This window comes from Streptomyces sp. NPDC058052, assembly GCF_042885515.1.
In the GTDB taxonomy this organism is placed as follows: domain Bacteria; phylum Actinomycetota; class Actinomycetes; order Streptomycetales; family Streptomycetaceae; genus Streptomyces.
In genome coordinates this window covers 54,565-80,528 of the sequence record NZ_JBHVRX010000029.1, presented here as the reverse complement: position 1 = coordinate 80,528, position 25,964 = coordinate 54,565, and the positions used below count along the sequence as shown (strand labels likewise).

Here is a 25,964-nt window from a genome sequence, read left to right as displayed (position 1 = left end):
CCAGAAGGGACATATGAGCGAAGCGAATAGTTCCGGTTCAGGGGGTTCTGTGAAGAGTGCCACGCGGGAGGAATGAAGGCGGAGGCTCAACTCCCGCGCACCCCGAGAAGTTGGGCGGCGCGCCGGTCCACCCGAGTGGCCCGAATGGAGTACATTGACGAACCCTGGGTCCGGACGCCTTCCGGGGCGCCCGGGAACGGAACCGCTACCCAGTGTGACGCCCAGTCACTCCGGGTAGTGAACAGGTAACCGTGCCATAACGGCGGGCCAGGGTCCACGCCCGACACGCCGGGCAACTCGGCAAGGTAGTGGCAGGCTGCACCCGGGCAGGCCACACTCGACTAGCGGAAGCAGCGACGCACGTGACGTCGGCAGGCACCACCCGGGAGGTCCCCATGCCCGAACTGCGTGTCGTGGCCGTCTCCAACGACGGCACACGACTGGTGCTCAAGGCTGCCGACAGCACGGAGTACACACTTCCGATCGACGAGCGGCTGCGGGCCGCCGTGCGCAACGACCGCGCGCGCCTCGGCCAGATCGAGATCGAGGTCGAGAGCCACCTCCGCCCCCGCGACATCCAGGCTCGGATACGAGCCGGTGCCTCCGCGGAGGAGGTCGCCCAGCTCGCCGGCATCCCCGTCGACCGCGTCCGCCGCTTCGAGGGACCCGTGCTCGCCGAGCGCGCGTTCATGGCCGAGCGCGCCCGGAAGACCCCGGTGCGCCGGCCCGGCGAGAACAGCGGGCCGCAGCTCGGCGAGGCGGTGCAGGAGCGGCTGCTGCTGCGCGGCGCCGACAAGGACACCGTGCAGTGGGACTCCTGGCGGCGCGACGACGGCACCTGGGAGGTGCTGCTCGTCTACCGGGTCGCCGGCGAGGTGCACACCGCCAGCTGGACCTACGACCCGCCGCGCCGGCTCGTCCAGGCCGTGGACGACGAGGCGCGGGCGCTGATCGGCGAGACCGACGACACCCTCGCCGCCGCGCCGGAGCCGAGCTTCCCCTTCGTGCCGCGGATCGCCCGGCTGCCCCGGGACCGGCCGCTGGACCGCGCCCTGGACCGGCAGCTCGACCGGATCGCCCCGGCCCCGCCGCCGGAGCCCGATGAGGAGCGGGACTCGCTCACCAGCCTCCTGGAGGCGGTGCCGAGCTTCCGCGGCGACCTGGTGGTCCCCGAGCAGCCCGACGGCGAGCCGTCGGACGAGGTCGAGGCGGAGGAGCCCCCGGCTCCCGCCGCCTCCGCCGGGGCGGGCGCGGCCTACGCCGACGTCCTCATGCCCCGCGCCGTCTCCGGCCACCGCGACCGGCTGCACGGCGCCACCGACCGGCAGGCGGAGGCCGACGGCGTCCGCCCGGGCCGCCGCGCGGCGGTCCCCAGCTGGGACGAGATCGTCTTCGGGACCCGCAGGAAGAAGCAGGACTGACGCCACGGGCGTACGGAGGGGCCCGCACCGGACGATCCGGTGCGGGCCCCTCCGCGTTCCGCTACCGCGGGTCCGGGCCGGTCGCCACGGGACGGGACGGGTCCGAGGACCACTCCGACCAGGAGCCGGCGTAGAGGGCCGCCGGAATGCCCGCGAGCTCCAGGGCCAGCACCTCGTGGGCGCCGGAGACGCCGGACCCGCAGTAGACGCCGACCTCCGCCGCCTCCGCCGCGCCCAGCGCGGCGAACCGGTCGCGCAGCGCGCCGGCCGCGAGGAAGAGGCCGTCCCCCGCCACGTTCTCCGTCGTCGGGGCCGAGTGGGCGCCCGGGATGTGGCCGCCGACCCGGTCGATGGGCTCCACGTCGCCCCGGTACCGCTCGGCGGCCCGGGCGTCCAGGAGCAGCCCCGAGCGGGCCAGGGCCGCCGCCTCGTCCGCGTCGAGCAGCCGCAGCCCGCCCGGCTTCGGAGCGAAGTCGCCCGCCTCCGGTTCCGGCACCTCCGCCGACAGCTCCCCCGGCCAGGCGGCCAGGCCGCCGTCGAGCACCCGCACGTCCGGGTGGCCCGTCCAGCGCAGCAGCCACCAGGCCCGGGCGGCGCCCCAGCCGAGCCCGCCGTCGTACACCACCACCGGAGCGTCGGCGCGGACGCCGGCCCGCCGCATGACCGCCCCGAACGCCTCCGGGTCGGGCAGCGGGTGCCGGCCGCCCTCTCCGGGCGGTCCGGCCAGTTCGGTGTCGAGGTCCACGTAGACGGCGCCGGGCAGGTGCCCGGCCTCGTACGCCGGGCGGCCGGGCGGGCCCCCGAGGGTCCAGCGCACGTCCAGGAGGACCGGCGGCCGGGGTCCCGCCGACTCGCTCACGAGTTCGCTTGCGGAGATGATGGGGTTCATGGGGCCATCCTCGCGCAGCCATGCCCGCGCCGGGGACGGACCCGGCGTCCTCCCGATGGATCGCGCCAGGCAAGGGTGCGACCGGGGCGCGCCGTGCGCGGCCCGGCGGAACCCACCGGCGGCGGGGCACGGTCACGACCAGGGCCGAGGAGAGAGCGACGATGACCGAGGCGGCTCGACGCAGCCCGGGTACACCCTGCTGGGTGAGTCTGATGGTGCACGGGATCGAGGCGACCCAGGAGTTCTACCGGGCGCTCTTCGGCTGGGACTTCGTCCCGGGACCTCAGGCTCTCGGCCCGTACGTCCGGGCGCTGCTGGGCGGGCGGGAGGTCGCCGGCATCGGGCAGCTGCCTCCGGACCGGCACCTGAACATCGCCTGGACCACCTACCTGGCCACGCAGGACGCCGACGAGACCGCGGAGTCCATCCGCTGCTGCGGCGGGACGGTCGCGGTGGGCCCGCTCGACGCGGGCGAGGCGGGCCGCATGGTCATCTGCGCCGACCCGACGGGCGCCGTCTTCGGCGTCTGGCAGGCGGAGGCCCACCACGGCACCGCGCTCGCCGGCCCGCCCGGGACGCCGGTGTGGAACGAGCTGCTCACGTACGAGACGGCCACGGTCGGCAAGTTCTACCGGACGGTCTTCGGCTACGACGTCGAGCCGGTGGTCTCGGCCGCCGACTTCGACTACGCCACCCTGCACGTGGAGGGGCGCCCGGTCGCCTCGCTCCACGGCGTGGGCGAGGAGCTGCCCCGGGACCGGGGCCCGCACTGGATGACGTACTTCGAGGTGGACGACACGGACGCGGCGGCCCGGCTGGTGGTCGAGCTGGGCGGCCAGGTGCTGCGGCCGCCCCGGGACGGCACGGCCGGGCGGCTGGCCCTGGTCGCGGACCTGGAGGGCGCCGTGTTCACCCTCGTGAGGTCACGCGACCGTTGACGGCACCGGCCGCGGCCGGCGTCAGCGGCGGCCGCGGGCGAGGCTCCGGCGGAGCAGCGAGGGGCCGGCCGGGGCGGGCTCGCCGCCCGGGAGGCCCAGCTGGGTGAGGCGTACGGGGCCGAAGTGGTGGGCGACGGCCGGATCGGCGTGGTGCGCCGCCAGGTACAGCTCGGTCTCGGCCCGCATGCCGGGGTGGGCCTTGTGCCGCATGCAGTAGCTCACCGCGCGGACGAGCGGGGCGAGCGAGCCGGGCGCCGGGCCGGGCACGGCCGGCGCCCCGTCGCCCTCCAGGGCGGGCACGAGGTGGTCGACCACGGTGAGCGGGATCCGGTTGCTGTTCTCGAAGGGGGTCAGCCGCTCCAGCAGCTCCTCGGTGCCGACCCGGGCGACGGGCACCCCGTAGTAGACGGCGGCGGTGAGCATCGCCGTGGAGAAGCAGCCGACGACGAGCCGCAGCTCGCAGCGCTCGTAGAAGGTCTCGGCGAGCAGCGGCACGTCGAGGACGGTGAGCCGGACCCCGGCCTCCTCGGCGGCCTCCTGGAGCGCGGTCGAATAGCCGGCGGGCGCGGTGGGGTGCGGCTTGAAGACGATGCTGCGGTGGCCGAGCGCGGCGGCGCCGCGGACCATCCGGACGTGCAGTTCCTCCTCCTCCTCGACGGTGAGGAGGCCGAGCGCGGCAAGGTACTGGCCGAGGAGGAGCGCGGTGGGCGCGGCGGCCACGGCGGCGGCGACCGCCGGGTCGTCGCCGGCGTCGGCGGCGATCTCGGCGAGGACCGCGCGGAAGGCGGCGTCGGGCACCAGTTCGGAGCCGATGCCGTACTCGGTGAGCAGCATCGGGGTGAGGCCGGGCACCAGGTCGAGGTGGAGAAGCCGGCGGATCCGGCAGGCGAGGGACTGGGCGACGTCCGAGCGGGTGGGGCCGTAGCTCATCAGCCCGTCGGCGTACACCTCCACGGAGCTCTCCGGGAAGCAGGCGCCGAGCGCCTTGGCCGGGTTGACCTGGATGGACTCCACGATCAGCTCGACCCGGGCGGTGCCGAGGTCCCAGGCGGTGCGCAGCACGCGCTGCCAGAGCGGGGTCTCCTCGGGCCGGGGGGCCCAGGCGGCCGGGTGGTACGGGTGGATCGTCTCGTTCCAGTCGAGGACGCCGTCGAAGCGGGCGGCGATCCGCGCGTAGCCCGTCATGGACTCCAGGCGGAGCGCGGTCTCCGGGATCTCGGCGTTGTGCGAGAGCAGCAGGAGGCGGCGGGCGTCGCCCGGGGCGCCGTACAGGCCGGCGTCGATCGCGGCGGCGACGGTGGCGGCCCCGTAGAGGGTGGAGACCTGGAAGATCTGGACCGGGAGCGGGCCGGTGACCGGGGCGGCGGCCGTGTCGGTGGTCATGGTCAGAGGTTCCTTCCGGTCTCGCGCAGGCTCCGCAGAAGGGTGGCGCGGGGGGTGTCCATGGTGGCGAGGGTCTCTTCGAGGACGTCCTGGTCCATGCGGAGCAGGGCGTCGGCGACGTCGGCGCGCAGCCGCTCGGCGACCTCGGGCTCGTACTTCCCGGCCTTGTTCACGTGGAAGGCGATCATGGCGCAGTAGGTGCGGACGGCCTTGGGCAGGAAGCGGTCGGCGTCGCGGTCCCGGGAGACCTCCTCCAGGAGGAGGTCGTAGGACGGGATGAAGTCGAGCTGGCGGTTGTCGCTGATCTGGGTGAGCGAGGTGGTGACTCCGCGCCGGTAGAAGACGCCGTGCAGGGAGAGGGCGGCGAAGGTGGTGGCCTTCAGGTGGAGGCGCCAGACCCAGAGGCGGTCCTCGGCGGTGCGGAGCTTGGTCTCGAAGCGGGACGCGCCGTCCTCGAAGAGCCGGCCGCTGTAGATCCCGAAGGGGACGAAGGGGTAGTCGACCATCGTGACCATGCTGGCCGGGGCGATGCCGTCGCGGGGGTCCATGACGGCGTCGCGGACCTTCGCGGGGGCGTACTTGACGTGCCGCTTGCGGCCCTCGGCGAGGACGTGGTCGGTGCGGGCGAAGTCGCAGCCGAGGCGCTCGATGCCGTCGACGGCGGCGCGGAGGTGGCCGGGGGCGTACCAGTCGTCGCCGTCGAGGAAGGTGAGGTAGTCGCCGGTGGCGGCGTCGATGCCGGTGTTGCGGGCCTGGGCGACGCCGAGGTTGGTCTCGTGGCGGATGACCCGGGCGTTCGGGATCCGGTCCTTCCAGCGGTCGAGGACGTCCGGGGTCTCGTCGGTGGAGCAGTCGTCGACCAGGAGGAACTCGAAGTCCGGGTCCGCGTTGAGGGCGAGGCTGCGCACGGTGTCGGGGGCGTACGGCCCGACGTTGTGGAAGGGGACGACGACGGAGAGTTTGGGCACGCGGAGAATCCCCACACTGGATCGGGAGGCGGACACGGATGGAATCGCAGGTGTCTTCCGGCTGTCAGGCGCCGGTACGGCGGGCAGCGTAATCGGCGTCCTGGCCGCCCGAACGAGCCTCGTGTGGACGGTCGGTGAACTCTTGTCGCCCCTCGGGCGAACCGCCCGCCGGGCGCCGCGCGCGCCGTCGGGCGAGGGCGGCGGTGGCGAGGAGGGCGAGGAGCGCGGTCGCCCCGGCCGCGGCGCCGAGCACGACGCCGGGGGGACGGAAGGTGCAGCTCACGCGGGTCGCGCGGCCGTCGAGGGGGATCGCGAGCAGGCCCCGGTGGGAGCGGGCGGAGACGGCCTCGGCGTCGCCGGCGGCGCACCGCCAGCCGGTGGCGCGGGGGACGGCGACGACGGCGACACCGGTGCTGCCGGGCGGCAGTTCGGCGGTGAGGCCGTGGCCGGTGGTGGTGACCCGGGTGGCGCCGGTGGCGGTGAGGCGGGCGACGGCGGTGGCGAGCCGGCCGCGGTCGAGGCAGCCGACGGAGAGGCGGGGCAGCGTGATCGCCCGGTCGGTGACCAGGTCGACGCGGACGGCGCCGCCGGCCGGGACGGTGCCGAGCGCCCGCATGGGGGCGCGGACGGCGGGCGGGCGTCCGTCGTAGTCGGCGGGGGCGGCGCCGGCGAGGGCGGCGGTGCCCTTGAACGCGGGCGCCCAGAACCAGACCTCGGTGCCGGCCGGGCAGCGGGCGGTGAGGGTGGTGCCGGAGCGGCGGACGGCGGGCAGCGTGTAGACGGAGGAGCCGAGGAGGAGTTCCTGGTTGCGGAAGGCGGACTCCTCCGGGTCCACGGTGGCGTTCCCGGCGGGATGGACGGTGACGAGCGGCGGTACGGGGGTGGTGGTGGCGCTCGCGGTGCCGCGGGGCGCCGCGTCCTGGCGCACCGGCCCGTCGGCCTCGGAGCGGACGCGGGTGCCGATGGAGAAGATCGCGTCGGTGACGGGGTTGTCGAGGGTCTCGGGGTGCCGGCCCTTGGCGTAGTGGCCGAAGCCGAGGGAGTCCAGGGTCCGTGAGGTGTTCTCGGTGGTGAGGCTGGAGTAGGCGTCCGCGCCCTCGCCGCCGAGGAGCAGCGGTTCGTTGCCGCCGGGCAGCGGCCCGGGGTCGGTGCGGTACGCCGGCCAGGCGTCGGCCCGGGCGACCTCGGCGGCCACCGCCCGCTGCCAGGGGCCGATCCGGGGCGCCCAGGCGACATCGGCGCGCTGCTGCGCCTCGACGCGCATCCCGCTGACGGCCGTCTCGCCCGCCTGGGCGGCGAGCAGCAGCGCGGCGGCGGCGACGGGCACCGCGCGGGCGGCCGCCGGGCGGGCGGCGCGGAGGGCGAGGAGCGCGGCGCCGAGGGCGAGCAGGACGGCGGCGCCGGCGGCGGGGTACGTCCAGGCGTCGATGTCGGAGCTGCCCCGGGCGGCGAGCGCGAACGCCCCGGCGAGGGCGGCGGCGCCGAGCAGGGCGGCCGGGCGGGGCGGTCCGGGGGCGGCGGAGAGCCAGGCGGCGACGAGGAGCAGGCCGCACAGGACGAAGGTCTGGCGGTAGGGGTTGCCGTTGGGCGAGGCGCCCGCGTGCCAGAGGAGGTGGGTCGGCCCCCACTGGAGGGAGAGCGTCACCAGGACGATCAGCGCCGACCAGCCGAGCCGTACCCGCGGGGCGACGGCCCGGTTGAAGGGCAGGGTGAGGGCGAGCACGAGCGCGGGTGTGCCGATGAAGAGCGCCGGGGTGTCCACGTTGGCGGTGGCGGGCAGGAAGCGGCCGAGCAGCTCGGCCCAGGAGGCGGGCGCGAAGACGGTCTCGGGGGTCGGGTCCGCGTATCTCGTCCCGCTGAAGACGACGAGGACGAGCGGCGCGGCGAGCCCGACGCCGAGGCCGACGGTCCACCCGGCGCGGAGCAGGACGGCGAGCCGGCGGCGGGTGCCGGCCGGCTCGGCGGTGAGGAGCCGCACGGCGAGGAAGAGCGCCGCGCCGAGGGTGGCCATGTAGGCGGTGTAGAAGTTGGCGATCCAGGCGACGGCGACGACGAGCGGGCCGAGGACGGACCGGCGGCCGGCCCTGGCCCACTCCGCGACCAGGCAGAGCAGCGGGAAGGCGATGAGGCCGTCCAGCCACATGGGCACGGAGGCGCCGTGGTTGAAGGTCCAGCCGGAGAGCGCGTACGCGGCCCCGAGGAGGGCGGCGAGCGGCCAGGGGCCGGTGCGGGCGGTCGGGCGGAGCCGGATCAGCAGCGCCGCCATCGCCGCCCCCGCCGCGGCGATCTTGAGCGCGGTGATGACGTACAGCGCCAGTTCGGGCCGGTCGGCCGGGAAGAGGACGACGAGCAGCGAGAAGGGGCTGCTCAGATAGGTGCCGATGTCGCCGAGGAAGCCCGCGCCGAAGCCGGAGTTCCAGTTGAGGAAGGCGTCGCCGTGGGTGTCGCCGAGCAGGAAGGCGCGCCAGTAGGCGTGGTACGGCAGGTACTGCTGGCCCAGGTCGACGACGTTCCGGGTGTACGGGCCGAGGGGGTGGCTGCGGGCGAGCGCGGTGGCCAGGACGAACACGGCGGCCGTGAGCAGTCCGGCGCCGGCGGGGGCGAGGAACAGCGGGTTCCGGGCCCGCCGGGGGCCGCCCCGGGCCCCGTCCCGGTCAGGGGCGGGCACGGGTGTGGCGGCGGGTGGCACGGGTCCTCCAGGAGCACGGGGCTCTCGTCGATCACCCGCGGCGAACGCACGGCGGGACGAACCCATTACTCCTGGTGGGGGCGACCCGAAAGGGATCACCCGGCGATCTCCCGGCAGCCCGGAGGTGAACACCCGGTGTCACCACCGCCGTCCGGGGGAAGCGGCGGGCGACGGGGACGCGTCCGGGAGGGGACGTCCGCCGGACCCGGGAGGGGACGCCAAGCACGCCGGGCCGGCGTCCGGGAGGGGCGCGAGGCACGCCGGGACCCGCCGGACCGGCGTCCGGCAGACCAGGTCCGCCGGACAAGCGTCCAGCGGACCGCGTCCGTCAGGCCGGTGTGACGGGCAGGACGTCCGGCGACAGGGAGGCCGCCCGGGCGCTCGCGCTCGTCATCCGGCGGCGGTGGTGCCGGCGGCACAGCACCTCGTACCCGACGACCTCCGCGGCGGTGTTCACGTCGCCGACGACGACCTGCTCGCCCTCGACGACCATGTGGCCGCCGACGGTCCGGGCGTTGTGGGTGGCGCGGGCGCCGCACCAGCACAGCGCCTCGACCTGGAGCTGCTCGATCCGGTCGGCGAGCTCGATCAGCCGCTGCGAGCCGGGGAAGAGCTTGGTGCGGAAATCGGTCGTGATCCCGAAGGCGTACACGTCGAGCCCGAGGTCGTCGACGATCCGCGCGAGCTGGTCGATCTGGGCCGGGGCGAGGAACTGCGCCTCGTCGACGATCACGTAGTCGGCCTTGCCGCCCTGGGAGAGCTGGTCGACCAGGTAGGCGTAGACGTCCATGCCCTCCGGCGCCTCGACGGCCTCGGTCACCAGGCCGAGCCGCGAGGACAGCTTGCCGGTGCCCGCCCGGTCGTCCCGGGTGAAGATCACGCCCTGGAGTCCGCGCGCGTCACGGTTGTGCGCGATCTGGAGAGCCAGCGTGCTCTTTCCGCAGTCCATCGTTCCGGAGAAGAACACCAGCTCGGGCATGACGGGTCGGAGACCTTTCGGGTCGGGGTGGGGAGAGGACGGGACGGGAGGGGACAGGGTCGGGAAGGGTCAGGGACGGACTTCGAGGAGCGGCACGAACTGCTCGGCGGGGGTCATCGACCCGTGCATGCCGGTCATCTGGGTCTCCAGCGGCTCGCCGACGGAGGCGACGAGGGCGACGTCCTCGTGGGCGGCGGCGACGACGTCACCGATCCGGCCGTACACCCGCTCGTCCACCGTGTCGCCGAACCAGCCGAGGGCGATGGCCTCGTCGCGGCCCGCCACCCAGAACTGCTCGCCGAGGACCTCGCGCCAGCAGGTGAGGACGTCGGCCTCGGCGCCGGGGACGGCGTAGACGTGCCGGGCACGGCCCTCGCCGCCGAGGAGGGCGACGCCGGCGCGCAGCTCCCAGTCCTCGTCGACGTCGATGCGGTGCTCCTCGTCGAAGGGGACGTCGACCATGCCGTGGTCGGCGGTGACGTACAGCGCCGAGCGGGCCGGCAGCTGCTCGGCGAGCCTTCGCACCAGCCGGTCGACCAGCATGAGCTGGCCGCGCCAGGCGTCGGAGTCGATGCCGAAGCGGTGCCCGGCGCCGTCGAGTTCGCTGTAGTACGTGTAGACCAGCGAGCGGTCGCCGCCGGCCAGCTGCTCGGCGGCGAGGTCCATCCGCTCCTCGCCGGAGAGGCGTCCGTGGAACGTGCCGCCGCTCAGCGCGATCTGGGTGAGCGGGGTCTGCTCGAAGATCGGGGAGGACACCTGCGCGGTGTGGATCCCCGCCTCGTGCGCCAGCCGGAAGACGGTCGGGTACGGCTGCCAGACCTTCGGCGGGGTCCAGGGACGCCACTTGAGCTGGTTCATCAGCTCGCCGGACTCCGGGTTGCGGACCGTGTAGCCGCCCAGGCCGTGGGCGCCGGGGGCGCGGCCGGTGCCGACGGAGGCGAGGGAGGTCGCGGTGGTGGCGGGGAAGCCGGCGGTGATCGGCCGGCCGGTGCCGCCGCGCGAGGTGCCGAGGAGCGAGGCCAGGTAGGGGGCCTCGTCCGGGTGGGCCTTGATCTGCTCCCAGCCGAGCCCGTCCACCAGGAAGACGCAGACGCGGTCGGCGGGGGTCAGCTCGGTGATCCGCGCCTCGAAGCCGGGCACGCCCTGGCCGGCGACGAGGGTGGGCAGCAGGTCGCCGAGGGAGCCGGAGCCGTACTCGGGGACCGGAGCGGTCTCCGGGGCGAGCGGGACCGGGTCGTCGGGCCAGCCGTGGGCGACGGAGGTCGGCTGCGCCATCAGCGGCCGGCCGTCGGGATGGCGGCCGTGGCCTCGGAGAGCGCCTGGGCGAAGATGAGGGTCTGCCGGACGGTGTCCGGGCCGTCGCCGGCCTCGCTGACGCGCAGGCTGAGGTCGTCGGCGGTGGCGTTGCCGGTGTAGCCGTGGTCGGCGTCGCAGTTCGGGTCGCCGCAGGCCGCGGGCTCCAGGTCGATCCGGGAGACGGCGCCCCAGCCGATGGTGAGGACGACCTCGCGGGGCACGGTGCCCGGGGTGTACGACTCCGGGTTGGCGACGACGCGGCTGACCACGACCGACGAGATCCGGTCGAGCTTCACGGACTCGGTGGACGTGGTGGCGTACGGGCTCGGGGAGCTGTTGTCGGCCGCCTGCTCGTCGGTGTGGCTGACGATGAAGCGGCTCGGGGTCAGCACGAGGACGGTGACGTGGCGCCGGACCTCGTTGGCGTCGAAGGTGGTCTCCTGGTGGACCACGTACGACGCGACCTCCTCGCCGCCGACGGCGGCCTCCACCGCCTCGGCCACGAGTGCCGGGTAGTAGCCGCTGCGCTCGATCGCCGCGCGCAGCCCCTGGGTCGTCGTACCGCTTTTCGCCATGGACTCCATCCTACGGGGCCGCGGACACCCCCGGACCCGTCAGTAGCTGGGCAGGCGGCGCGGGCCGAGGTCGGTGGTGGGTGCGGCCGGGGCGAGCCGGACCGCGGCGCCGAGGACGGAGACGCCGGTGGGGGCGACCACGGCCGGTTCGAGCGCGACGGAGACGATCTCCGGGTGGTCGTCGACCAGCCGGGAGACCCTGAGCAGCAGTTCCTCCAGGGCGGGGGTGTCGACGGGGGCCGAGCCGCGCCAGCCGAAGAGCAGCGGGGCGGTGCGGATGGAGCGGACCAGTTCGGCGGCGTCCCGGTCGGTGGCCGGGACGAGCCGGTGGGCAGTGTCGCCGAGCAGTTCGGAGGCGGCGCCGGCCAGACCGAAGGAGAGGACGGCGCCGGCGGCGGGGTCGATCGTGGCGCGCACCACGGTGTCGACGCCCCGGGGCGCCATCGCCTGGACGACGGGCTGGAGCTCCTCGGGCTTGCCGAGGGCCTCGGTCAGCTCGGCGTAGGCGGTGCGCAGCTGTTCCTCGGTTGCCAGGTCGAGCCGGACGCCGCCGAGGTCGGGGCGGTGGCGCAGGTGGGGGGCGGTGGTCTTGAGCGCCACCGGGTAGCCGAGCCGTGCGGCGGCCGCGACGCCGGCGTCGGGTCCGGGCGCGGGCAGGGTGGGGCGCAGGGCGATGCCGTACCGGCCGAGCAGTTCGCCGGCCTCCTCGGCGGTGAGGGTCACGCCCCGGGACTCCTGTCCGGCGCCCCGCTCGCCGAGGACCCGGTCGATGAGGGCGGCGGCGCCGGCCTCGTCGATGGAGTCGTACTCCGGTACGCGTCCCGGCTCGGCGGCCTGCCGGCGCCACTGGCCGTAGCGCACGGCCTCGGCGAGCGCGCGCACGGCCCGCTCGGCGGCGGGGTAGGCGGGGATGTTCCGCGCGGGAGCGGGCGCCGGGGCGTCCGGCGTCCCCTGGGGCGCGGAGCCGGCGGGGGTCTCCGTGCTCGCGGGGGTCTCCGTGCTCGCGGCGGTCCCCGGGCTCGCGGCGGTCCCCGGGCTCGCGGCGGTCCCCGGGCTCGCGGCGAGCACGGGGGTCCCCGGGGCCGCGGCGGCGACGGGGGGCTCCGGGGCCGCGGCGGCGGGGCGGCGGGTGCGTCCGGGGGCGGGGCGGGTGCTGGTGGCGGCGGAGAGCGCCTCGGCGAGGCCGCCCATCTCGACGTGGACGACGACGACCGGCTTGGCGGCAGCGGCGGCGCCGCCGCCGGCGACGGCCTCCCGGAGGGAGGCGGCCAGCACCTCGGTGGTGCCCTCGATGCCCACCCAGGGGATCGCGGTGACGACGACCGCGTCGCAGGAGTCGTCGGTGAGGGCCGCGGCGAGCGCGTCCCGGAAGTCGGCCGGAGTGGCGGCGGTCGTCAGGTCCACGGGCCGCTGCGGCCGCAGCCCCTCGGTCAGGCAGGCGTCGTACGTGAGCAGGCCGAGGGACTCGGAATTGCCGAGGATCGCGACGCGCGGCCCGGCGGGCAGCGGCTGTCCGGCGAGGAGCAGTCCGGCGTCGACGAGCTCGGTGACGGTGTCGACGCGGATGACGCCGGCCTGGCGGAGCAGCGCGGAGACGGTGGCGTGCGGGATGCGGGTGACGGGGACGCGGTGGCCGGGCGGGGCGCTGCCGCTGTGGCGGGCGCCCTTGACGACGACGACCGGCTTGACGGCGGCGGTGCGGCGGGCGAGCCGGGTGAACTTGCGCGGGTTGCCGATCGACTCCAGGTAGAGGAGGACGACGTCGGTCGCCGGGTCGTCGTACCAGTGCTGGAGGAAGTCGTTGCCGGAGACGTCCGCGCGGTTGCCGGCGGAGATGAAGGAGGAGAGGCCGGCGCCGCGCCGGTGCAGTCCGGCGAGGAGGGCGATGCCGATGGCGCCGGACTGGGTGAAGAGGCCGATGCGGCCGGCGGCAGGCATCTCGGGGGCGAGGGAGGCGTTGAGCCGGACATCGGCGGAGGTGTTGATGATGCCGAAGGCGTTGGGCCCGATGATCCGCATGCCGTACGAGCGGGCCTGGCGGACCAGGGCCCGCTGGCGCTCGCGGCCCTCGGTGCCGCTCTCGGCGTATCCGGCGGAGAGGACGACGAGGCCGCGCACGCCGTGCTCGCCGCAGTCGGCGACGACCTCGGGGACCCGCTCGGCGGGGACCGCGACGATCGCGAGGTCCACGGGGGCGCCGATGGCGGCGACGGAGGGGAAGGCGGGCACGCCGTCGAGGTCGGTCCCCGGGGCGTCGAGGGCGGGGTTGACCGCGTACGCCCGGCCGGTGAAGCCGGCGCCCAGCAGGTTCCGCAGCACGGTCCGGCCGACTCCGCCGGGGGTGCGTCCGGCGCCGACGACGGCGACCGAGCCGGGGGCGAGGAGCCGCTGGACGGAGCGGGCCTCGGCGCGCTGCTCGCGGGCGCGCTGGACGGCGAGGGAGCGGTCGGTGGGCTCCAGGTCGAGGTGGAGCCGGACGGAGCCGTCCTCGAAGCTGCGCTTCTGGGTGTAGCCGGCGTCCGTGAACACCTTGATCATCTTCGTGTTGGCGGGGAGCACCTCGGCGGCGAAGCGGCGGATGCCGCGCTCGCGGGCGACGGCCGCGATGTGTTCGAGGAGGGCGGAGGCGACGCCGCGGCCCTGGTGGGCGTCCTGGACGAGGAAGGCGACCTCGGCCTCGTCGGCGGGCGCCGAGGCGGGCAGGCCCCGCCCGTCGATCCGGTCGTAGCGGACGGTGGCGATGAACTCGCCGCCGACGGTGGCCGCGAGGCCGACCCGGTCGACGAAGTCGTGGTGGGTGAAGCGGTGGACGTCCTTGGCGGAGAGCCGCGGGTAGGGGGCGAAGAAGCGGTAGTACTTCGACTCGTCCGAGACCTGCTCGTAGAAGCTGACGAGCCGGCCGGCGTCGTCGGCGGTGATGGGCCGGACGCGCGCGGTGCCGCCGTCGCGCAGCACGACGTCGGCCTCCCAGTGGTCGGGGTAGGCGTGTTCCCCGGGGGCCGGGTGCTCCCCCGCTCCCGTCCCGCCCGCCCGCTCCGGTCCGTCCGCCTGCTCCGACGCGCTCCGCATGGGGCAAAGCCTACGACCGGGGTGCGACGGCGGCACCGTTCGCGCGCCCACTCCTCGGCGGTACACGGCTCGCGCGCCCCCGGCACCCCGTGCAAGGTAGGAGGGCCGAACGTCGCACGGACGCGGGACCCAGGTCGGCCCGAGCACGCCGCGACCCGTGAGAGACTGGTCTAGACAACCGCTGAAGACCCGAAGGGCAACACCATGGCTGAGCGCCGCGTCAACGTCGGCTGGGCCGAGGGCCTGCACGCCCGCCCCGCCTCCATCTTCGTCCGTGCCGCCACGGCCTCCGGTGTCCCGGTGACCATCGCCAAGGCCGACGGCAACCCGGTGAACGCCGCCTCCATGCTCGCGGTGCTCGGCCTGGGCGCGCAGGGCGGCGAGGAGATCGTGCTCGCCTCGGACGCCGAGGGTGCCGAGGCCGCGCTGGAGCGCCTCGCCAAGCTCGTCGCCGAGGGTCTCGACGAGCTCCCCGAGACGGTCTGACCCGGCGGGTCGTACCCCAGCCCTTCCCTGACGGCCGCGCCCCCGGACCTCCCGGCGGACGGGGCCGTCCGGCATTTCCGGGCACAGGGACGTCCGGGATTTTCGGGTACAGGCGTCTCCGGCATTCCCGGACTCACGTCATTCCTTTTTCGGGCAGCACGAAAAAGGCCCCGGAATTACTATTCTTTGTATACGACACCCGTGTTAATTCCGGGCACTCGCCGTGTTGACGGCATGTTGCGAAACCCTCACACGGCCCCGCTCGGGCCTTTTCAGCCGGTGCAGCGGAAGCGTGTGCTCGGCGTGCAGGGCGGTCAGCGCGCGGGCGCGCTCGGCGTCCCCGCGCGCGATGGCGTCCACGATCGCCCCGTGCTCGGCCCAGGCGTCCACCGGCCGGTCCGGCTGGTCCACCACGTACATCCAGGCGATCTTGTGGCGCAGCTGGGTGAGGAGCGCGGTCAGCGCCGGGCTCCCGGACGCCTGCGCGAGCGTCTCGTGGAACCAGCCGCCGAGCGCCCGCAGATCCTCGCCCTGGCCCCGCCTGGCCCGCTCCTGCCCCAGCCTCACCAGGCCGCGCAGCACCTTGAGGTGGGCGTCGGTGCGCCGCTGGGCGGCCCGGGCGGCGCCGAGCGGTTCGAGCAGCGCCCGTACGTCGAGGAGGTCGGCCGCCTCCTGCTCGGTGGGTTCGGCGACCTGGGCGCCCGCGTGCCGCCGGCTGACCACGAAGCCCTCGGACTCCAGGGTGCGCAGCGCCTCGCGGACCGGGACGCGGGAGACGCCGTAGCGGCGGGCGAGCTGGTCCTCGGTGAGCCGGCTGCCGCGCTCGAAGACCCCCGAGACGATGTCGTCCCGGATCGCCGTGCATACCGATTGCGCGGGAACCCGCATGTCCGACCTCCGCTTTCGCTCCGCGCGCACCGAATTCGAGCGGCGCTTCCTCCGCGACTCTATTGCAGCGCGCCGGAAATTCCGATGCCCCCTCGGAATTCGTCCGGTTCGCGGAAGCGGTCGTCATGGGCGAAGGGCGACGAAAAGGCCCCGGCTCGTGGGAGCCGGGGCCGTTTCGACGCGGGGTGACGGGTCAGAGGCTGACGCCGCGGGCGCGGAGGTACGCGACGGGGTTGAGGTCGGAGCCGTACTCGGCGGTCGCCCGGGCCTCGAAGTGGAGGTGGGGGCCGGTCGAGTTGCCGGTCGAGCCGGAGACGCCGATCTGCTGGCCGGGCTCGACGGACTGGCCGACGTAGACGCCGATGGACGACAGGTGCCCGTACTGGGTGTACGTGCCGTCGTTCATCCGGATCACGATGTTGTTGCCGTACGCGCCGCCCCAGCCGGCCTCGACGACGGTGCCGGAGCCGACGGAGACGACCGAGCTGCCGTAGGCCGCGTGGAAGTCGACGCCGGAGTGGCTGCCGGAGGACCAGAGCGAACCGCCGGTCTTGTAGCCGGTGGAGACGTACGAGCCGGCGACCGGGAGGTTGAAGGAGGCGAGGCGGCGGCGCTCGGCCTCACGGGCGGCGCGCTCCTTGGCCTCGCGGATCTCCTGGGCGCGGGCCTCGGCCTTGCGCTTCGCCTCCGCGCGCACCTTGGCCCGGGCCTCGGCCTCGACGGCCTCCTGCTCCTGGACGGCGACCTGGGCGCTGATCTGGTCGGCGATGGACTCGTCGGCGATCACCTGGATGAGGCCGGTGTCCTCGGCGGAACGGTCGTCCGTGTCGGCGGCGAGCGCCGGAGAGGCGAGGGTGCCGACGACGCCGGTGGTGGCGAGGGCGGCCACGCCGGCGATGCCGGCGCTGCGGCGAGCCATGCGGCTCGCACCACGGTGCTTCCCGGTGGCACGGGTGAACGCCAAGACGGTTCCTTTCCTTCCTTCTCGCCTACCGGGTTAGCTGACGGGTTCGGAGCAGGAAGGTCTCCTACGGACCCCTCCGCGTGACGAAGGCGTCCGATTCACCCCAGGGACTGCGTGGGTCCCCGGCTCCCCAGGCTCGCGCCTGACGGGGACTCGGCGATGACTGTCCGGTTGCCGCGGGTGCGGCGCGTGCGTGGGTCGGACAGACGCACCGACGCTAGGCCGGACGGGTGTCGATCGCCAAACAGACACGTGTTTTTGTAAGACATGCCACAGGGCATACGATCATTTTCTAGTGCCATAACGGACAAAGCGGAGGTCTCCGATGCGTCGTCACATCGGAGACCTCCGCCGGGTGCCGACGGGACGTCAGCTCACCACGGTCACCTCACCGATGCCGAGGGCCCGCACGGGCTCCTCGATCTGCGCGGCGTCGCCCACCAGGACGGTGACGAGCCGGTCCACCGGGAAGGCGCTGACGACGGCGGCCGTGGCCTCGACCGTGCCGGTCTCGGCGAGCCGCGCGTACAGCCGGGCCTGGTAGTCGTCCGGGAGGTGCTGCTCGACCTGGTCGGAGAGGGTCGCCGCCACCGACGCGGCCGTCTCGTACTTGAGCGGGGCCACGCCCACCAGGTTCTGCACGGCGACGTCCCGCTCGGCGTCGGTCAGACCGCCCTCCGCCAGGGTGCGGAGCACCTTCCACAGGTCGCCGAGGGCCGGACCGGTGTTGGGGGTGTCGACCGAACCGCTGATGGCGAGCATCGAGGCGCCGTGGCCCTCGCCGTCCGAGCGGAGCACCTGCCCGAAGGCGCGCACGCCGTACGTGTACCCCTTCTCCTCGCGCAGCACCGCGTCCAGACGCGACGTCAGAGTGCCGCCGAGGCAGTAGACGCCGAGGACCTGCGCGGCCCAGACGGCGTCGTGGCGGTCCGGCCCGATCCGGCCGATGAGCAGCTGGGTCTGGACGGCCCCGGGGCGGTCGACGATGACGACCCGTCCGGTGTCGTCGGCCGTGATCGGCGGCATCGGGCGCGGCGCGGCCGGCTTGCCGGTCCAGCCGCCGAGGGTCTCGGCGAGGACCTCGTCCAGGTCGACGCCGGTGAGGTCGCCGACGACGACCGCGGTGGTGGCGGCGGGCCGCAGGTACGCGTCGTAGAACGCGCGGACGGCGGCGGCGTCGATGGCCTCCACGGTCTCCTTGGTGCCCTGGCGCGGCCGGGACATCCGGACGGTGTCCGGGAAGAGCTCCTTGTAGAGCTGCTTGGCCGCCCGGCGGCCCGGGTTGGCGGTCTCGTGCGGGATCTCGTCGAGCCGGTTGGCCACCAGGCGCTTGATCTCGTCGGCGTCGAAGGCCGGGGAGGTCAGGGCCTCGGAGACCAGCCCGAGCGCCTTCGGGAGCCGGGAGACCGGGACCTCCAGGGAGACCCGGACACCGGGGTGGTCCGCGTGCGCGTCGAGGGTGGCGCCGCAGCGCTCCAGCTCGGCCGCGAACTCCTCGGCGCCGCGCTCGGTGGTCCCCTCGGAGAGGGCGCGCGCCATGATGGTGGCGACGCCGTCCAGGCCCTCGGGCTCGGCGTCCAGCGGCGCGTCGACGAAGATCTCGACGGCGACGACCTGCTGGCCGGGACGGTGGCAGCGCAGCACGGTCAGCCCGTTGTCCAGGGCGCCGCGCTCGGGGGCCGGGAAGGCCCACGGCTTCGCCGCGCCGGCCTGCGGCCGCGGGTGGAACTCCATGCTGGTCAGGGACTCGGCGGTGTCCGTCACTTCTCCGCTCCCTCTTCCTCGTCGCTGTCCTCGGTGGCGCCGGCGGCGCCGGCGGCCTCCGCCGTGCCGGTCGCGCTGTTCGCGCCGTTCGCGCCGTTCGCGCCGTTCGCGCCGTTTTCTACAGGCTCGTAGACCAGCACCGCGCGATTGTCGGGGCGGAGCCGGGCCGCGGCCACCTCGCGCACCTCGTCGGCGGTGATGCCGAGGACGCGGTCGACGGCGGTCAGGGCGAGCTGCGGGTCGCCGAACAGCACGGCGAACCGGCACAGTTCGTCCGCGCGGCCGGCCACCGTGCCGAGCCGGTCCAGCCACTCGCGCTCCAGCTGGGCCTGGGCGCGCTCCATCTCCTCGGCGGTCGGTCCCTCCGCGGCGAAGCGGGCCAGCTCCTCGTCCACGGCCGCCTCGATGACCGGGACCTCGACGCCGCCGGACGTCTTGACGTCCAGCCAGCCGAGCGAGGGGGCGCCGGCGAGCCGGAGCAGACCGAAGCCGGCGGCGACGGCGGTGCGGTCGCGGCGGACCAGCCGGTTGTGCAGACGGGAGGACTCGCCGCCGCCGAGCACGGTGAGGGCGAGGTCTGCGGCGTCGCACGCGCGCGTGCCGTCCTCGGGCAGCCGGTAGGCGGCCATCAGGGCGCGGGCCGGGACCTCGGCGACGACGACCTCGCGCAGCTGCTCGCCGATGACCTCCGGCAGGCCGCCGTCGCGCGGGGCGGGCTTGCCGTCGTGGCCGGGGATGGAGCCGAAGTACTTCTCGACCCAGGCGAGCGTCTGCTCCGGGTCGATGTCGCCGACGACCGACAGGACCGCGTTGTTGGGCGCGTAGTAGGTGCGGAAGAAGGCCCGCGCGTCCTCCAGGGTGGCCGCGTCCAGATCCGCCATCGAGCCGATGGGGGTGTGGTGGTACGGGTGGCCCTCCGGGTACGCGAGCGCGGTGAGCTTCTCGAAGGCGGTGCCGTACGGCACGTTGTCGTACCGCTGGCGGCGCTCGTTCTTCACGACGTCCCGCTGGTTCTCCATCGACTCGTCGTCGAGGGCGGCCAGCAGCGAGCCCATCCGGTCGGCCTCCAGCCAGAGCGCGAGCTCCAGCTGGTGGGCGGGCATGGTCTCGAAGTAGTTGGTGCGCTCGAAGCTGGTCGTGCCGTTGAGCGAGCCGCCGGCGCCCTGCACCAGCTCGAAGTGCCCGTTGCCGTGCACCTGCTTCGAGCCCTGGAACATCAGGTGCTCGAAGAGGTGGGCGAGGCCCGTGCGGCCCTCGACCTCGTGGCGCGAGCCGACGTCGTACCAGAGGCAGACCGCGGCGACCGGGGTCAGGTGGTCCTCGGAGAGGACCACCCTCAGGCCGTTCGCCAGCCGGTGCTCGGTCGCTGTCAGGCCGCCGGAGCCGGCCTCGGCCGTGGCCGTGTGACCCATGGGCATGTACGTCCCTTCGATCGCGATCTGGAAAAGTCCTGCCACTGTATGCAAGCGCGTCGACACCTGGCGAAGTTCCCGGACCCCCGAGATGTCCCTCGTCCGGGTCGCGGTCAGTCTTGTCGGTGGCACGGTCCACAATGGTCCGCGTCAGATCAAGCCTTGTCGGAGAAGGAGCAGCAGCCGCGATGGCCCGCCGCAGCACGAAGACACCGCCGCCGGACGACGCGTACGAGGAGAGGATCCTCGACATCGACGTCGTCGACGAGATGCAGGGCTCCTTCCTCGAGTACGCCTACTCGGTCATCTACTCGCGTGCCCTGCCCGACGCCCGCGACGGCATGAAGCCCGTCCAGCGGCGCATCGTCTACCAGATGAACGAGATGGGCCTGCGCCCGGACCGCGGGTTCGTGAAGTGCGCCCGCGTGGTCGGCGAGGTGATGGGCAAGCTGCATCCGCACGGCGACGCCTCCATCTACGACGCCATGGTGCGCATGGCGCAGCCCTTCTCCATGCGCGTGCCGCTGGTCGACGGCCACGGCAACTTCGGCTCGCTGGGCAACGACGACCCGCCCGCCGCGATGCGGTACACGGAGTCGCGGATGGCCCCGGCCGCCCTCCTGATGACCGAGTCCATCGACGAGGACACGGTCGACTTCGCGCCCAACTACGACGGCCAGGAGCGGGAGCCGGTCGCGCTCCCCGCCGCGTACCCGAACCTGCTGGTGAACGGCGCCTCGGGCATCGCGGTCGGCATGGCGACCAACATGCCGCCGCACAACCTCGGCGAGGTCGTCGCGGCCGCCCGCCACCTGATCCGCTACCCGAACGCCGACCTGGACGCGCTGATGCGCTTCGTCCCCGGCCCCGACCTGCCGACCGGCGGCCGGATCGTCGGCCTGAACGGCATCCGGGACGCGTACGAGTCGGGCCGCGGCACCTTCAAGATCCGCGCCACCACGTCGGTGGAGACCGTGACGGCCCGCCGCAAGGGCATCGTCGTCACCGAACTCCCCTTCACGGTCGGCCCCGAGAAGGTCATCTCCAAGATCAAGGACCTGGTCGGCTCGAAGAAGCTCCAGGGCATCGCCGACGTCAAGGACCTCACCGACCGGGCCCACGGACTCCGCCTGGTCATCGAGATCAAGAACGGCTTCGTGCCCGAGGCCGTCCTGGAGCAGCTCTACAAGCTGACGCCGATGGAGGAGTCCTTCGGCATCAACAACGTGGCCCTGGTGGACGGCCAGCCGCTCACCCTGGGCCTCAAGGAGCTGCTGGAGGTCTACCTCGACCACCGCTTCGAGGTCGTCCGCCGCCGCTCCGAGTACCGCCGCGGCAGGAAGCGCGACCGGCTCCACCTGGTCGAGGGCCTCCTCGTCGCGCTCCTCGACATCGACGAGGTCATCCGCCTCATCCGGGAGAGCGAGAACTCGGCGCAGGCGAAGGAGCGCCTGATGGAGCGCTTCTCGCTCAGCGAGATCCAGACCCAGTACATCCTGGACACCCCGCTGCGCCGGCTCACCAAGTTCGACCGCCTGGAGCTGGAGACCGAGCGGGACCGGCTGACCGGCGAGATCGACGAGCTGACCGGGATCCTGGACTCCGACTCCGAGCTGCGCAAGCTGGTCTCGGCGGAGCTGGCCGCGGTGGCCAAGAAGTTCGCCACCGACCGGCGCACGGTCCTCCTGGAGTCGGCGGGCGCGCCCGTCTCGGCCGTCCCCCTGGAGGTCGCGGACGACCCGTGCCGGGTCCTGCTCTCCTCGACCGGCCTGCTGGCCCGGACGGTCTCGGCGGAGCTGCCGCCGGCCGAGCCGGACGCCAAGCGGACCAAGCACGACGCGATCGTCTCGTCGGTGGCCGCCACCCAGCGCGGCGACGTGGGCGCGGTGACCTCCGCGGGCCGGCTCCTCCGGATCGCCGTCATCGACCTGCCGCAGCTGCCCGACACGGCCGCCGCGCCGAACCTGGCGGGCGGCGCGCCGCTGAGCGAGTTCCTGACCCTGGAGGCGGACGAGACGGTGGTCTGCCTGACCACCCTCGACGAGTCCTCCCCCGGACTCGCGCTCGGCACCCTCCAGGGCGTCGTCAAGCGCGTGGTGCCGGACTATCCGGCGAACAAGGAGGAGCTGGAGGTCATCACCCTCAAGGACGGTGACCGGATCGTCGGCGCGGTCGAGCTGCGGACGGGCGAGGAGGACCTGGTCTTCATCACGTCCGACGCGCAGCTGCTGCGCTACCCCGCCTCCCAGGTGCGGCCGCAGGGCCGTCCGGCCGGCGGCATGGCGGGCATCAAGCTGGCGGCCGGCGCCGAGGTGCTGTCCTTCGCCGCGGTGGACCCGGCGGCGGACGCGGCCGTGTTCACGGTGGCGGGTTCGACGGGCACCCTGGGCGGTGCCGCGGCGATCTCGGCGAAGCTGACCCCGTTCGACCAGTACCCGCGCAAGGGCCGGGCGACCGGCGGCGTGCGCTGCCAGCGCTTCCTGAAGGGCGAGGACGTGCTGGTCCTGGCCTGGGCGGGGACCCTGCCCGCGCGGGCCGCGCAGAAGAACGGCACCCCGGTCGACCTGCCGGAGCCGGACCCGCGCCGCGACGGCTCGGGCACCCCGCTGCCGCAGCCGGTGGACGTGGTGGCGGGCCCGGCGAGCTAGCCGCCCGCGCCCGGCCCCGCACGACGGCCGTACGACGAAGCCCCCGCTGCGTTCGGAGCGGGGGCTTCGTCGTACGGGGCTCGTCGTACGGGGGGTTCGTCGTACGGGGCTGTCGTACGGGGCTTCTTCGCACGCGGGCCCGCCCGACGGGAGCTTCGTCGCACCAGGAGGACGCGGCCTCCCTGGCGCGAGGAGGCCCGGCCCCGGACGCCCCGTCAGGACCGCGCGGCCCCGGGGGCGTACACCGTCTCGATGCCCGCGACGATCAGCCTCAGGCCCTCCTCGAACCGGTCGTCGTAGCCGGCGAAGATCTCCGCGCCGGCCGCGGCCGCCAGGGGGTACGCGGCGAGACGGCGGGCGCGCTCCTCGATGTCGAAGCCCTCCCGGGGTTCTCCGGGCTGGGACTCGGTGCCCTGCTCCTCGGTGACGAAACCGAGCGTGTACATGTACGCCGTGGTGCTGGCGCGCACCGCCTCGCGCAGCGTGAACCCGGCGTCGACCAGGGCCCCGAGCTGCCGCTCCATGTCCTGGGCGTGTTCGGTGCCGGTGAACCGGGCGCCGCTGTAGACCTTGGCGCCGTCGCGGTAGCGCAGCAGTCCGGCCCGCAGCCCCCGGTTGGCGGTGAGGATCAGCTCCTGCCAGCTCCCTCCGGCGGCCGGGCGGGCCTCCGCTTCGGCGACCATCCGCCGGTACATGACGGTCGCCATCTCGTCGAGCAGGGCCTGCTTGTTCTTGAAGTGCCAATACAAGGCGGGGGCCTGGACGTGCAGCTCCTGGGCGATGGCGCGGAGCGTGAGCCCCTCCAGGCCCCGCTCGTTCAGCAGCCGCAGGGCTGTCTCCGCCACCTGGCCGGGGTCCAGCTTGCTCGTCTTCTTGGTCGCCACCCCGTCACGGTATCCCGTTGCTCCCCCTTGACTCCTTAACACCGTTAAGGAGATGCTGTGGCCGCCGGCATTTAACAGCGTTAAGGACTGGAGGCGGTCACCCATGCCCGTGGACAGGGACACCGACGTCGTCATCTCCGGGGCGGGCCCCACGGGGCTCGTCCTCGCCCTCGACCTCGCCCGCCGGGGCGTCCGCGCGCTCCTCGTGGAGCGGGCGGACGGACTCTTCCCCGGCTCGCGCGGCAAGGGGCTGCAGCCGCGGAGCCAGGAGGTCCTGGACGACCTGGGGGTCCTCCCCGGGATCCTGGCGGCGGGTGGCGCGTACCCCCGGATGCTGGCCTGGGAGGGCACCGAGCGGCGCGGCGCGTGGGACATGGTCGAGCGCTCGGAGCCCACCGAGCAGGTGCCGTACGCGAACACCCTGCTGATCCCGCAGTCCCGCACCCAGGAGCTCCTCCACGAGCGTCTGGCGGCCCTGGGCGGCGGCGTCCGGTTCGGGGCCGCCCTCACCGGCTTCCGCCAGGACTCCACGGGCGTGGAGGTGGAGCTGAGCACCGGAGAGACGGTCCGGGCCGCCTACCTGGCCGGGGCCGACGGGGGCCGTTCCACCGTCCGCCGGGCGCTCGGCATCGGCATGAGCGGCGAGACCGTGGACCCGCGCCCGATGCTCGTCGCCGACGTGCGGATCGCCCCCGGGACCCTCGCCGACCGCGACCACTGGCACGTCTGGCGCGCGGCGGACGGCGGGGTGGCGCTCTGCCCGCTGCCGGGCGACGACACCCTCTTCCAGCTCGCCGCCACCTTCGAGGACGAGACGGCCGCGGTGGACACGACCCCGGAAGGCGTCCGCGCGCTGCTCGCCGCCCGGACCCCGCTCACCGCCGACGCGATCCCGGACGTGCCGTGGGCCTCGGACTACCGCGCCCGGGCGGCGCTGGCGGACCGGTACCGGGACGGCCGGGTCTTCCTCGCGGGCGACGCCGCCCACGTCCACTCCCCCGCCGGCGGCCAGGGCCTCAACACGGGCGTCCAGGACGCGTACAACCTCGGCTGGAAGCTCGCCCAGGTCCTGCTCCACGGGGCACCCGCCGCGCTGCTCGACAGCTACGAGGCCGAGCGCCGCCCGGTCGCGGCGGACGTCCTGGGGCTCAGCACCCGTCTCCACCGGGCGACCGCCGACGGCGAGGCCACCCGGCGGGGCAAGGACGTCCAGCAGCTCGGCCTCGGCTACCGGGACTCGGCCCTCGCGGTCGACACCCGCCCTGACACCCCCGGGGACGGCCTGCGCGCGGGCGACCGCGCCCCCGACGGCCGGTACGGCGGGACCCGGCTCTTCGACCTGTTCCGCGGCCCGCACTTCACCCTGCTCGCCGCCGGTACCGCCGAGCCTCCGGCGGGGCTCCCGGAGGCGGTCCGCACGGCCCGGATCCCGGCGGACGGACCGTACGGCACGGGCGTCTTCCTGATCCGGCCGGACGGGTACGTGGGCTGGGCCGGCGAGCACGCCGACGCGAGCCTCGACACCTACCTGACGGCGGTCGGCCTGGCACCGGCGGGCCGGGCGGCCTGAGCGGCTACGCGTCCGGCGCGGGCGGCTCGTCGCCCTGCGGCACGTACCGGAGGACACCCCACATGCTGTGCTCGTCCGGGGCGTCCCCGGGGCCGTCCACCTCGCAGGCGGCCAGCTCCTTGCGCAGGGCGGCCGCGTCGACACCGGAGCCGATCAGGACGAGCTGGGTGAGGCGCTCCTCCCCGGCCGGCCAGGGCTCGGGGAAGAAGCGCAGGAAGCGGCCGACCGCGTGCACCGCGTACCGGTGATCGGGGTCGGCGGCACCGAGGTCGACGAAGCCCTTGAGCCGGTACAGGCCCTCGGGACGGGAGTCGAGGAAGGCCATCAGCCGCCGCGGGTGCAGCGGCACCGCCGTGGCCAGGGAGACCGTGTCGTAGGCGGCGTGCACGTGCGCGTGCCCGTCGTCGTCGCCGTAGAGGATGTCCTCGATCGACATCTGGCCGGCGATCTCGTCCTCCGGGACGACCCGGTCGAAGAGCAGCTCGGGGTCGATCCGGCCGTGCGCCGCCTCGATCACCGCCGCCCGCTCCGCGAGCCCCGCCACGGTCTCCCGGACGGCCCGCAGCTCCTCCTCCGGCACCCGGTCGGCCTTGTTGACGACGACCAGGTCGGCGAGGGCGAGGTGCCGGTCGGTCTCCGGGTGCCGCCGCCGGGTGGCGGCGAACTCGGCGGCGTCGATCACCTCGACGAGACCGCCGTAGACGATCCGCCGGTTCTCGCTGGCGAGCACCATCCGGACCAGCTCCTGCGGCTCGGCGAGACCGCTCGCCTCGATCACGATCACGTCCAGCCGCAGCTCGGGCCGGGTCAGGACCTCCAGGTACTCGTCCAGCTCGCTCGCGTCCACGGCGCAGCACAGGCACCCGTTGCCGAGGGAGACCGTGGACCCGACCTGCCCGGCGACGGTCATCGCGTCGATCCCGATGTCGCCGAAGTCGTTGACCATGACCCCGATCCGGGTCCCCCGGGCGCTGCGCAGCAGGTGGTTCAGGAGCGTGGTCTTCCCCGCCCCGAGAAACCCGGCGAGGACGACGACGGGGATCTGCTGCGTGCTCAAGAAGCATGCCTTTCGGTGGGACGGCCACGAACGGCCACGAGGGGACGACGGCACGGGGACGAGGATCCAGGATAGGCAGCCCGC

19 protein-coding genes and 1 riboswitch are annotated in these 25,964 nt (G+C 74.4%); of the genes, 5 read left to right on the top strand and 14 right to left on the bottom strand.

Features of this window, described 5'->3' with window-relative positions; genetic code table 11:
- Positions 1 to 362 precede the first annotated feature (362 nt).
- On the top strand, positions 363 to 1,421 hold the full coding sequence (gene sepH / locus ACFVU3_RS31010) for a septation protein SepH (protein ID WP_390071425.1): 1,059 nt from the start codon (positions 363 to 365) through the stop codon (positions 1,419 to 1,421).
- Positions 1,422 to 1,482: 61 nt separating this feature from the next.
- Here the strand turns inward: sepH and ACFVU3_RS31005 are convergent, their stop codons facing one another.
- Positions 1,483 to 2,310: a sulfurtransferase gene (locus ACFVU3_RS31005; RefSeq protein ID WP_390071423.1), complete on the bottom strand. Its 828-nt coding sequence runs from the start codon at positions 2,308 to 2,310 to the stop codon at positions 1,483 to 1,485.
- A 161-nt stretch (positions 2,311 to 2,471) separates the two neighbouring features.
- On the opposite strand from ACFVU3_RS31005, the gene ACFVU3_RS31000 reads away from it, so the two are divergent.
- Complete coding sequence (locus tag ACFVU3_RS31000) at positions 2,472 to 3,248, top strand: VOC family protein (protein WP_390071421.1); 777 nt, start codon at positions 2,472 to 2,474, stop codon at positions 3,246 to 3,248.
- A gap of 21 nt (positions 3,249 to 3,269) precedes the next feature.
- Here the strand turns inward: ACFVU3_RS31000 and ACFVU3_RS30995 are convergent, their stop codons facing one another.
- From ACFVU3_RS30995 to ACFVU3_RS30965, 7 genes are all read right to left on the bottom strand, one after another.
- Positions 3,270 to 4,631 (bottom strand): polysialyltransferase family glycosyltransferase, encoded by a 1,362-nt coding sequence (locus tag ACFVU3_RS30995; RefSeq protein ID WP_390071419.1) that lies wholly within the window; start codon positions 4,629 to 4,631, stop codon positions 3,270 to 3,272.
- 2 nt (positions 4,632 to 4,633) lie between these two features.
- Positions 4,634 to 5,599, bottom strand: coding sequence for a glycosyltransferase family 2 protein (locus tag ACFVU3_RS30990; protein WP_390071417.1), 966 nt, complete (start codon positions 5,597 to 5,599; stop codon positions 4,634 to 4,636).
- A gap of 64 nt (positions 5,600 to 5,663) precedes the next feature.
- A complete protein-coding gene (locus ACFVU3_RS30985; RefSeq protein ID WP_390071415.1) occupies positions 5,664 to 8,288 on the bottom strand; it encodes a YfhO family protein in 2,625 nt (874 codons plus the stop codon).
- A 328-nt stretch (positions 8,289 to 8,616) separates the two neighbouring features.
- The gene (locus tag ACFVU3_RS30980; RefSeq protein WP_390071413.1) at positions 8,617 to 9,267 is read right to left on the bottom strand and encodes a thymidine kinase; all 651 of its coding nucleotides are present in this window, start codon (positions 9,265 to 9,267) and stop codon (positions 8,617 to 8,619) included.
- A 69-nt stretch (positions 9,268 to 9,336) separates the two neighbouring features.
- The gene (locus ACFVU3_RS30975; RefSeq protein ID WP_390071412.1) at positions 9,337 to 10,542 is read right to left on the bottom strand and encodes an alkaline phosphatase family protein; all 1,206 of its coding nucleotides are present in this window, start codon (positions 10,540 to 10,542) and stop codon (positions 9,337 to 9,339) included.
- The gene (locus ACFVU3_RS30970) at positions 10,542 to 11,138 is read right to left on the bottom strand and encodes a DUF5998 family protein (protein ID WP_390071410.1); all 597 of its coding nucleotides are present in this window, start codon (positions 11,136 to 11,138) and stop codon (positions 10,542 to 10,544) included. The genes ACFVU3_RS30975 and ACFVU3_RS30970 overlap by 1 nt, the downstream gene beginning before the upstream one ends.
- 39 nt (positions 11,139 to 11,177) lie before the next feature.
- Positions 11,178 to 14,207: a GNAT family N-acetyltransferase gene (locus tag ACFVU3_RS30965; RefSeq protein ID WP_390071408.1), complete on the bottom strand. Its 3,030-nt coding sequence runs from the start codon at positions 14,205 to 14,207 to the stop codon at positions 11,178 to 11,180.
- Positions 14,208 to 14,411: 204 nt separating this feature from the next.
- On the opposite strand from ACFVU3_RS30965, the gene ACFVU3_RS30960 reads away from it, so the two are divergent.
- Positions 14,412 to 14,693, top strand: coding sequence for an HPr family phosphocarrier protein (locus ACFVU3_RS30960; protein ID WP_043227291.1), 282 nt, complete (start codon positions 14,412 to 14,414; stop codon positions 14,691 to 14,693).
- A gap of 204 nt (positions 14,694 to 14,897) precedes the next feature.
- Here the strand turns inward: ACFVU3_RS30960 and ACFVU3_RS30955 are convergent, their stop codons facing one another.
- The 4 genes from ACFVU3_RS30955 to ACFVU3_RS30940 all read right to left on the bottom strand — a co-directional run bounded on the left by ACFVU3_RS30955 (position 14,898) and on the right by ACFVU3_RS30940 (position 19,727).
- Complete coding sequence (locus ACFVU3_RS30955; protein ID WP_390071406.1) at positions 14,898 to 15,581, bottom strand: GntR family transcriptional regulator; 684 nt, start codon at positions 15,579 to 15,581, stop codon at positions 14,898 to 14,900.
- A gap of 193 nt (positions 15,582 to 15,774) precedes the next feature.
- On the bottom strand, positions 15,775 to 16,545 hold the full coding sequence (locus ACFVU3_RS30950; protein WP_390071404.1) for a M23 family metallopeptidase: 771 nt from the start codon (positions 16,543 to 16,545) through the stop codon (positions 15,775 to 15,777).
- 7 nt (positions 16,546 to 16,552) lie between these two features.
- Positions 16,553 to 16,714: riboswitch (cyclic di-AMP (ydaO/yuaA leader) on the bottom strand.
- Positions 16,715 to 16,914: 200 nt separating this feature from the next.
- Positions 16,915 to 18,279, bottom strand: a complete 1,365-nt coding sequence (locus ACFVU3_RS30945; RefSeq protein ID WP_390071466.1) for a M16 family metallopeptidase — start codon at positions 18,277 to 18,279, stop codon at positions 16,915 to 16,917.
- 26 nt (positions 18,280 to 18,305) lie between these two features.
- Positions 18,306 to 19,727: a M16 family metallopeptidase gene (locus ACFVU3_RS30940; protein WP_390071402.1), complete on the bottom strand. Its 1,422-nt coding sequence runs from the start codon at positions 19,725 to 19,727 to the stop codon at positions 18,306 to 18,308.
- Positions 19,728 to 19,909: 182 nt separating this feature from the next.
- On the opposite strand from ACFVU3_RS30940, the gene ACFVU3_RS30935 reads away from it, so the two are divergent.
- Positions 19,910 to 22,369, top strand: coding sequence for a DNA topoisomerase (ATP-hydrolyzing) subunit A (locus tag ACFVU3_RS30935; protein WP_390071401.1), 2,460 nt, complete (start codon positions 19,910 to 19,912; stop codon positions 22,367 to 22,369).
- 215 nt (positions 22,370 to 22,584) lie between these two features.
- Here ACFVU3_RS30935 and ACFVU3_RS30930 read toward each other — a convergent pair whose 3' ends face one another.
- The gene (locus ACFVU3_RS30930) at positions 22,585 to 23,253 is read right to left on the bottom strand and encodes a TetR/AcrR family transcriptional regulator C-terminal domain-containing protein (RefSeq protein ID WP_390071399.1); all 669 of its coding nucleotides are present in this window, start codon (positions 23,251 to 23,253) and stop codon (positions 22,585 to 22,587) included.
- A 103-nt stretch (positions 23,254 to 23,356) separates the two neighbouring features.
- Between ACFVU3_RS30930 and ACFVU3_RS30925 the strand changes: the two genes are divergently transcribed.
- Entirely contained in the window at positions 23,357 to 24,823 is a 1,467-nt protein-coding gene (locus tag ACFVU3_RS30925) for an FAD-dependent monooxygenase (protein ID WP_390071397.1), read from the top strand.
- A 4-nt stretch (positions 24,824 to 24,827) separates the two neighbouring features.
- Here ACFVU3_RS30925 and ACFVU3_RS30920 read toward each other — a convergent pair whose 3' ends face one another.
- Positions 24,828 to 25,880 (bottom strand): CobW family GTP-binding protein, encoded by a 1,053-nt coding sequence (locus tag ACFVU3_RS30920; RefSeq protein ID WP_390071396.1) that lies wholly within the window; start codon positions 25,878 to 25,880, stop codon positions 24,828 to 24,830.
- Between the last annotated feature and the right edge of the window lie 84 nt (positions 25,881 to 25,964).

What these genes read in the sequence shown, in the direction of transcription:
- ACFVU3_RS30980 (WP_390071413.1), bottom strand. Translation starts at nt 9,267, where the DNA reads ATGCCCGAGCTGGTGTTCTTCTCCGGAACGATGGACTGCGGAAAGAGC.
- ACFVU3_RS30970 (WP_390071410.1), bottom strand. Translation starts at nt 11,138, where the DNA reads ATGGCGAAAAGCGGTACGACGACCCAGGGGCTGCGCGCGGCGATCGAG.
- ACFVU3_RS30945 (WP_390071466.1), bottom strand. Translation starts at nt 18,279, where the DNA reads ATGGAGTTCCACCCGCGGCCGCAGGCCGGCGCGGCGAAGCCGTGGGCC.
- ACFVU3_RS30925 (WP_390071397.1), top strand. Translation starts at nt 23,357, where the DNA reads ATGCCCGTGGACAGGGACACCGACGTCGTCATCTCCGGGGCGGGCCCC.
- ACFVU3_RS30935 (WP_390071401.1), top strand. Translation starts at nt 19,910, where the DNA reads ATGGCCCGCCGCAGCACGAAGACACCGCCGCCGGACGACGCGTACGAG.
- ACFVU3_RS30975 (WP_390071412.1), bottom strand. Translation starts at nt 10,542, where the DNA reads ATGGCGCAGCCGACCTCCGTCGCCCACGGCTGGCCCGACGACCCGGTC.
- ACFVU3_RS30965 (WP_390071408.1), bottom strand. Translation starts at nt 14,207, where the DNA reads ATGCGGAGCGCGTCGGAGCAGGCGGACGGACCGGAGCGGGCGGGCGGG.
- ACFVU3_RS31000 (WP_390071421.1), top strand. Translation starts at nt 2,472, where the DNA reads ATGACCGAGGCGGCTCGACGCAGCCCGGGTACACCCTGCTGGGTGAGT.
- ACFVU3_RS30960 (WP_043227291.1), top strand. Translation starts at nt 14,412, where the DNA reads ATGGCTGAGCGCCGCGTCAACGTCGGCTGGGCCGAGGGCCTGCACGCC.
- ACFVU3_RS30995 (WP_390071419.1), bottom strand. Translation starts at nt 4,631, where the DNA reads ATGACCACCGACACGGCCGCCGCCCCGGTCACCGGCCCGCTCCCGGTC.
- ACFVU3_RS31005 (WP_390071423.1), bottom strand. Translation starts at nt 2,310, where the DNA reads ATGAACCCCATCATCTCCGCAAGCGAACTCGTGAGCGAGTCGGCGGGA.
- ACFVU3_RS30940 (WP_390071402.1), bottom strand. Translation starts at nt 19,727, where the DNA reads ATGCCCATGGGTCACACGGCCACGGCCGAGGCCGGCTCCGGCGGCCTG.
- ACFVU3_RS30955 (WP_390071406.1), bottom strand. Translation starts at nt 15,581, where the DNA reads ATGCGGGTTCCCGCGCAATCGGTATGCACGGCGATCCGGGACGACATC.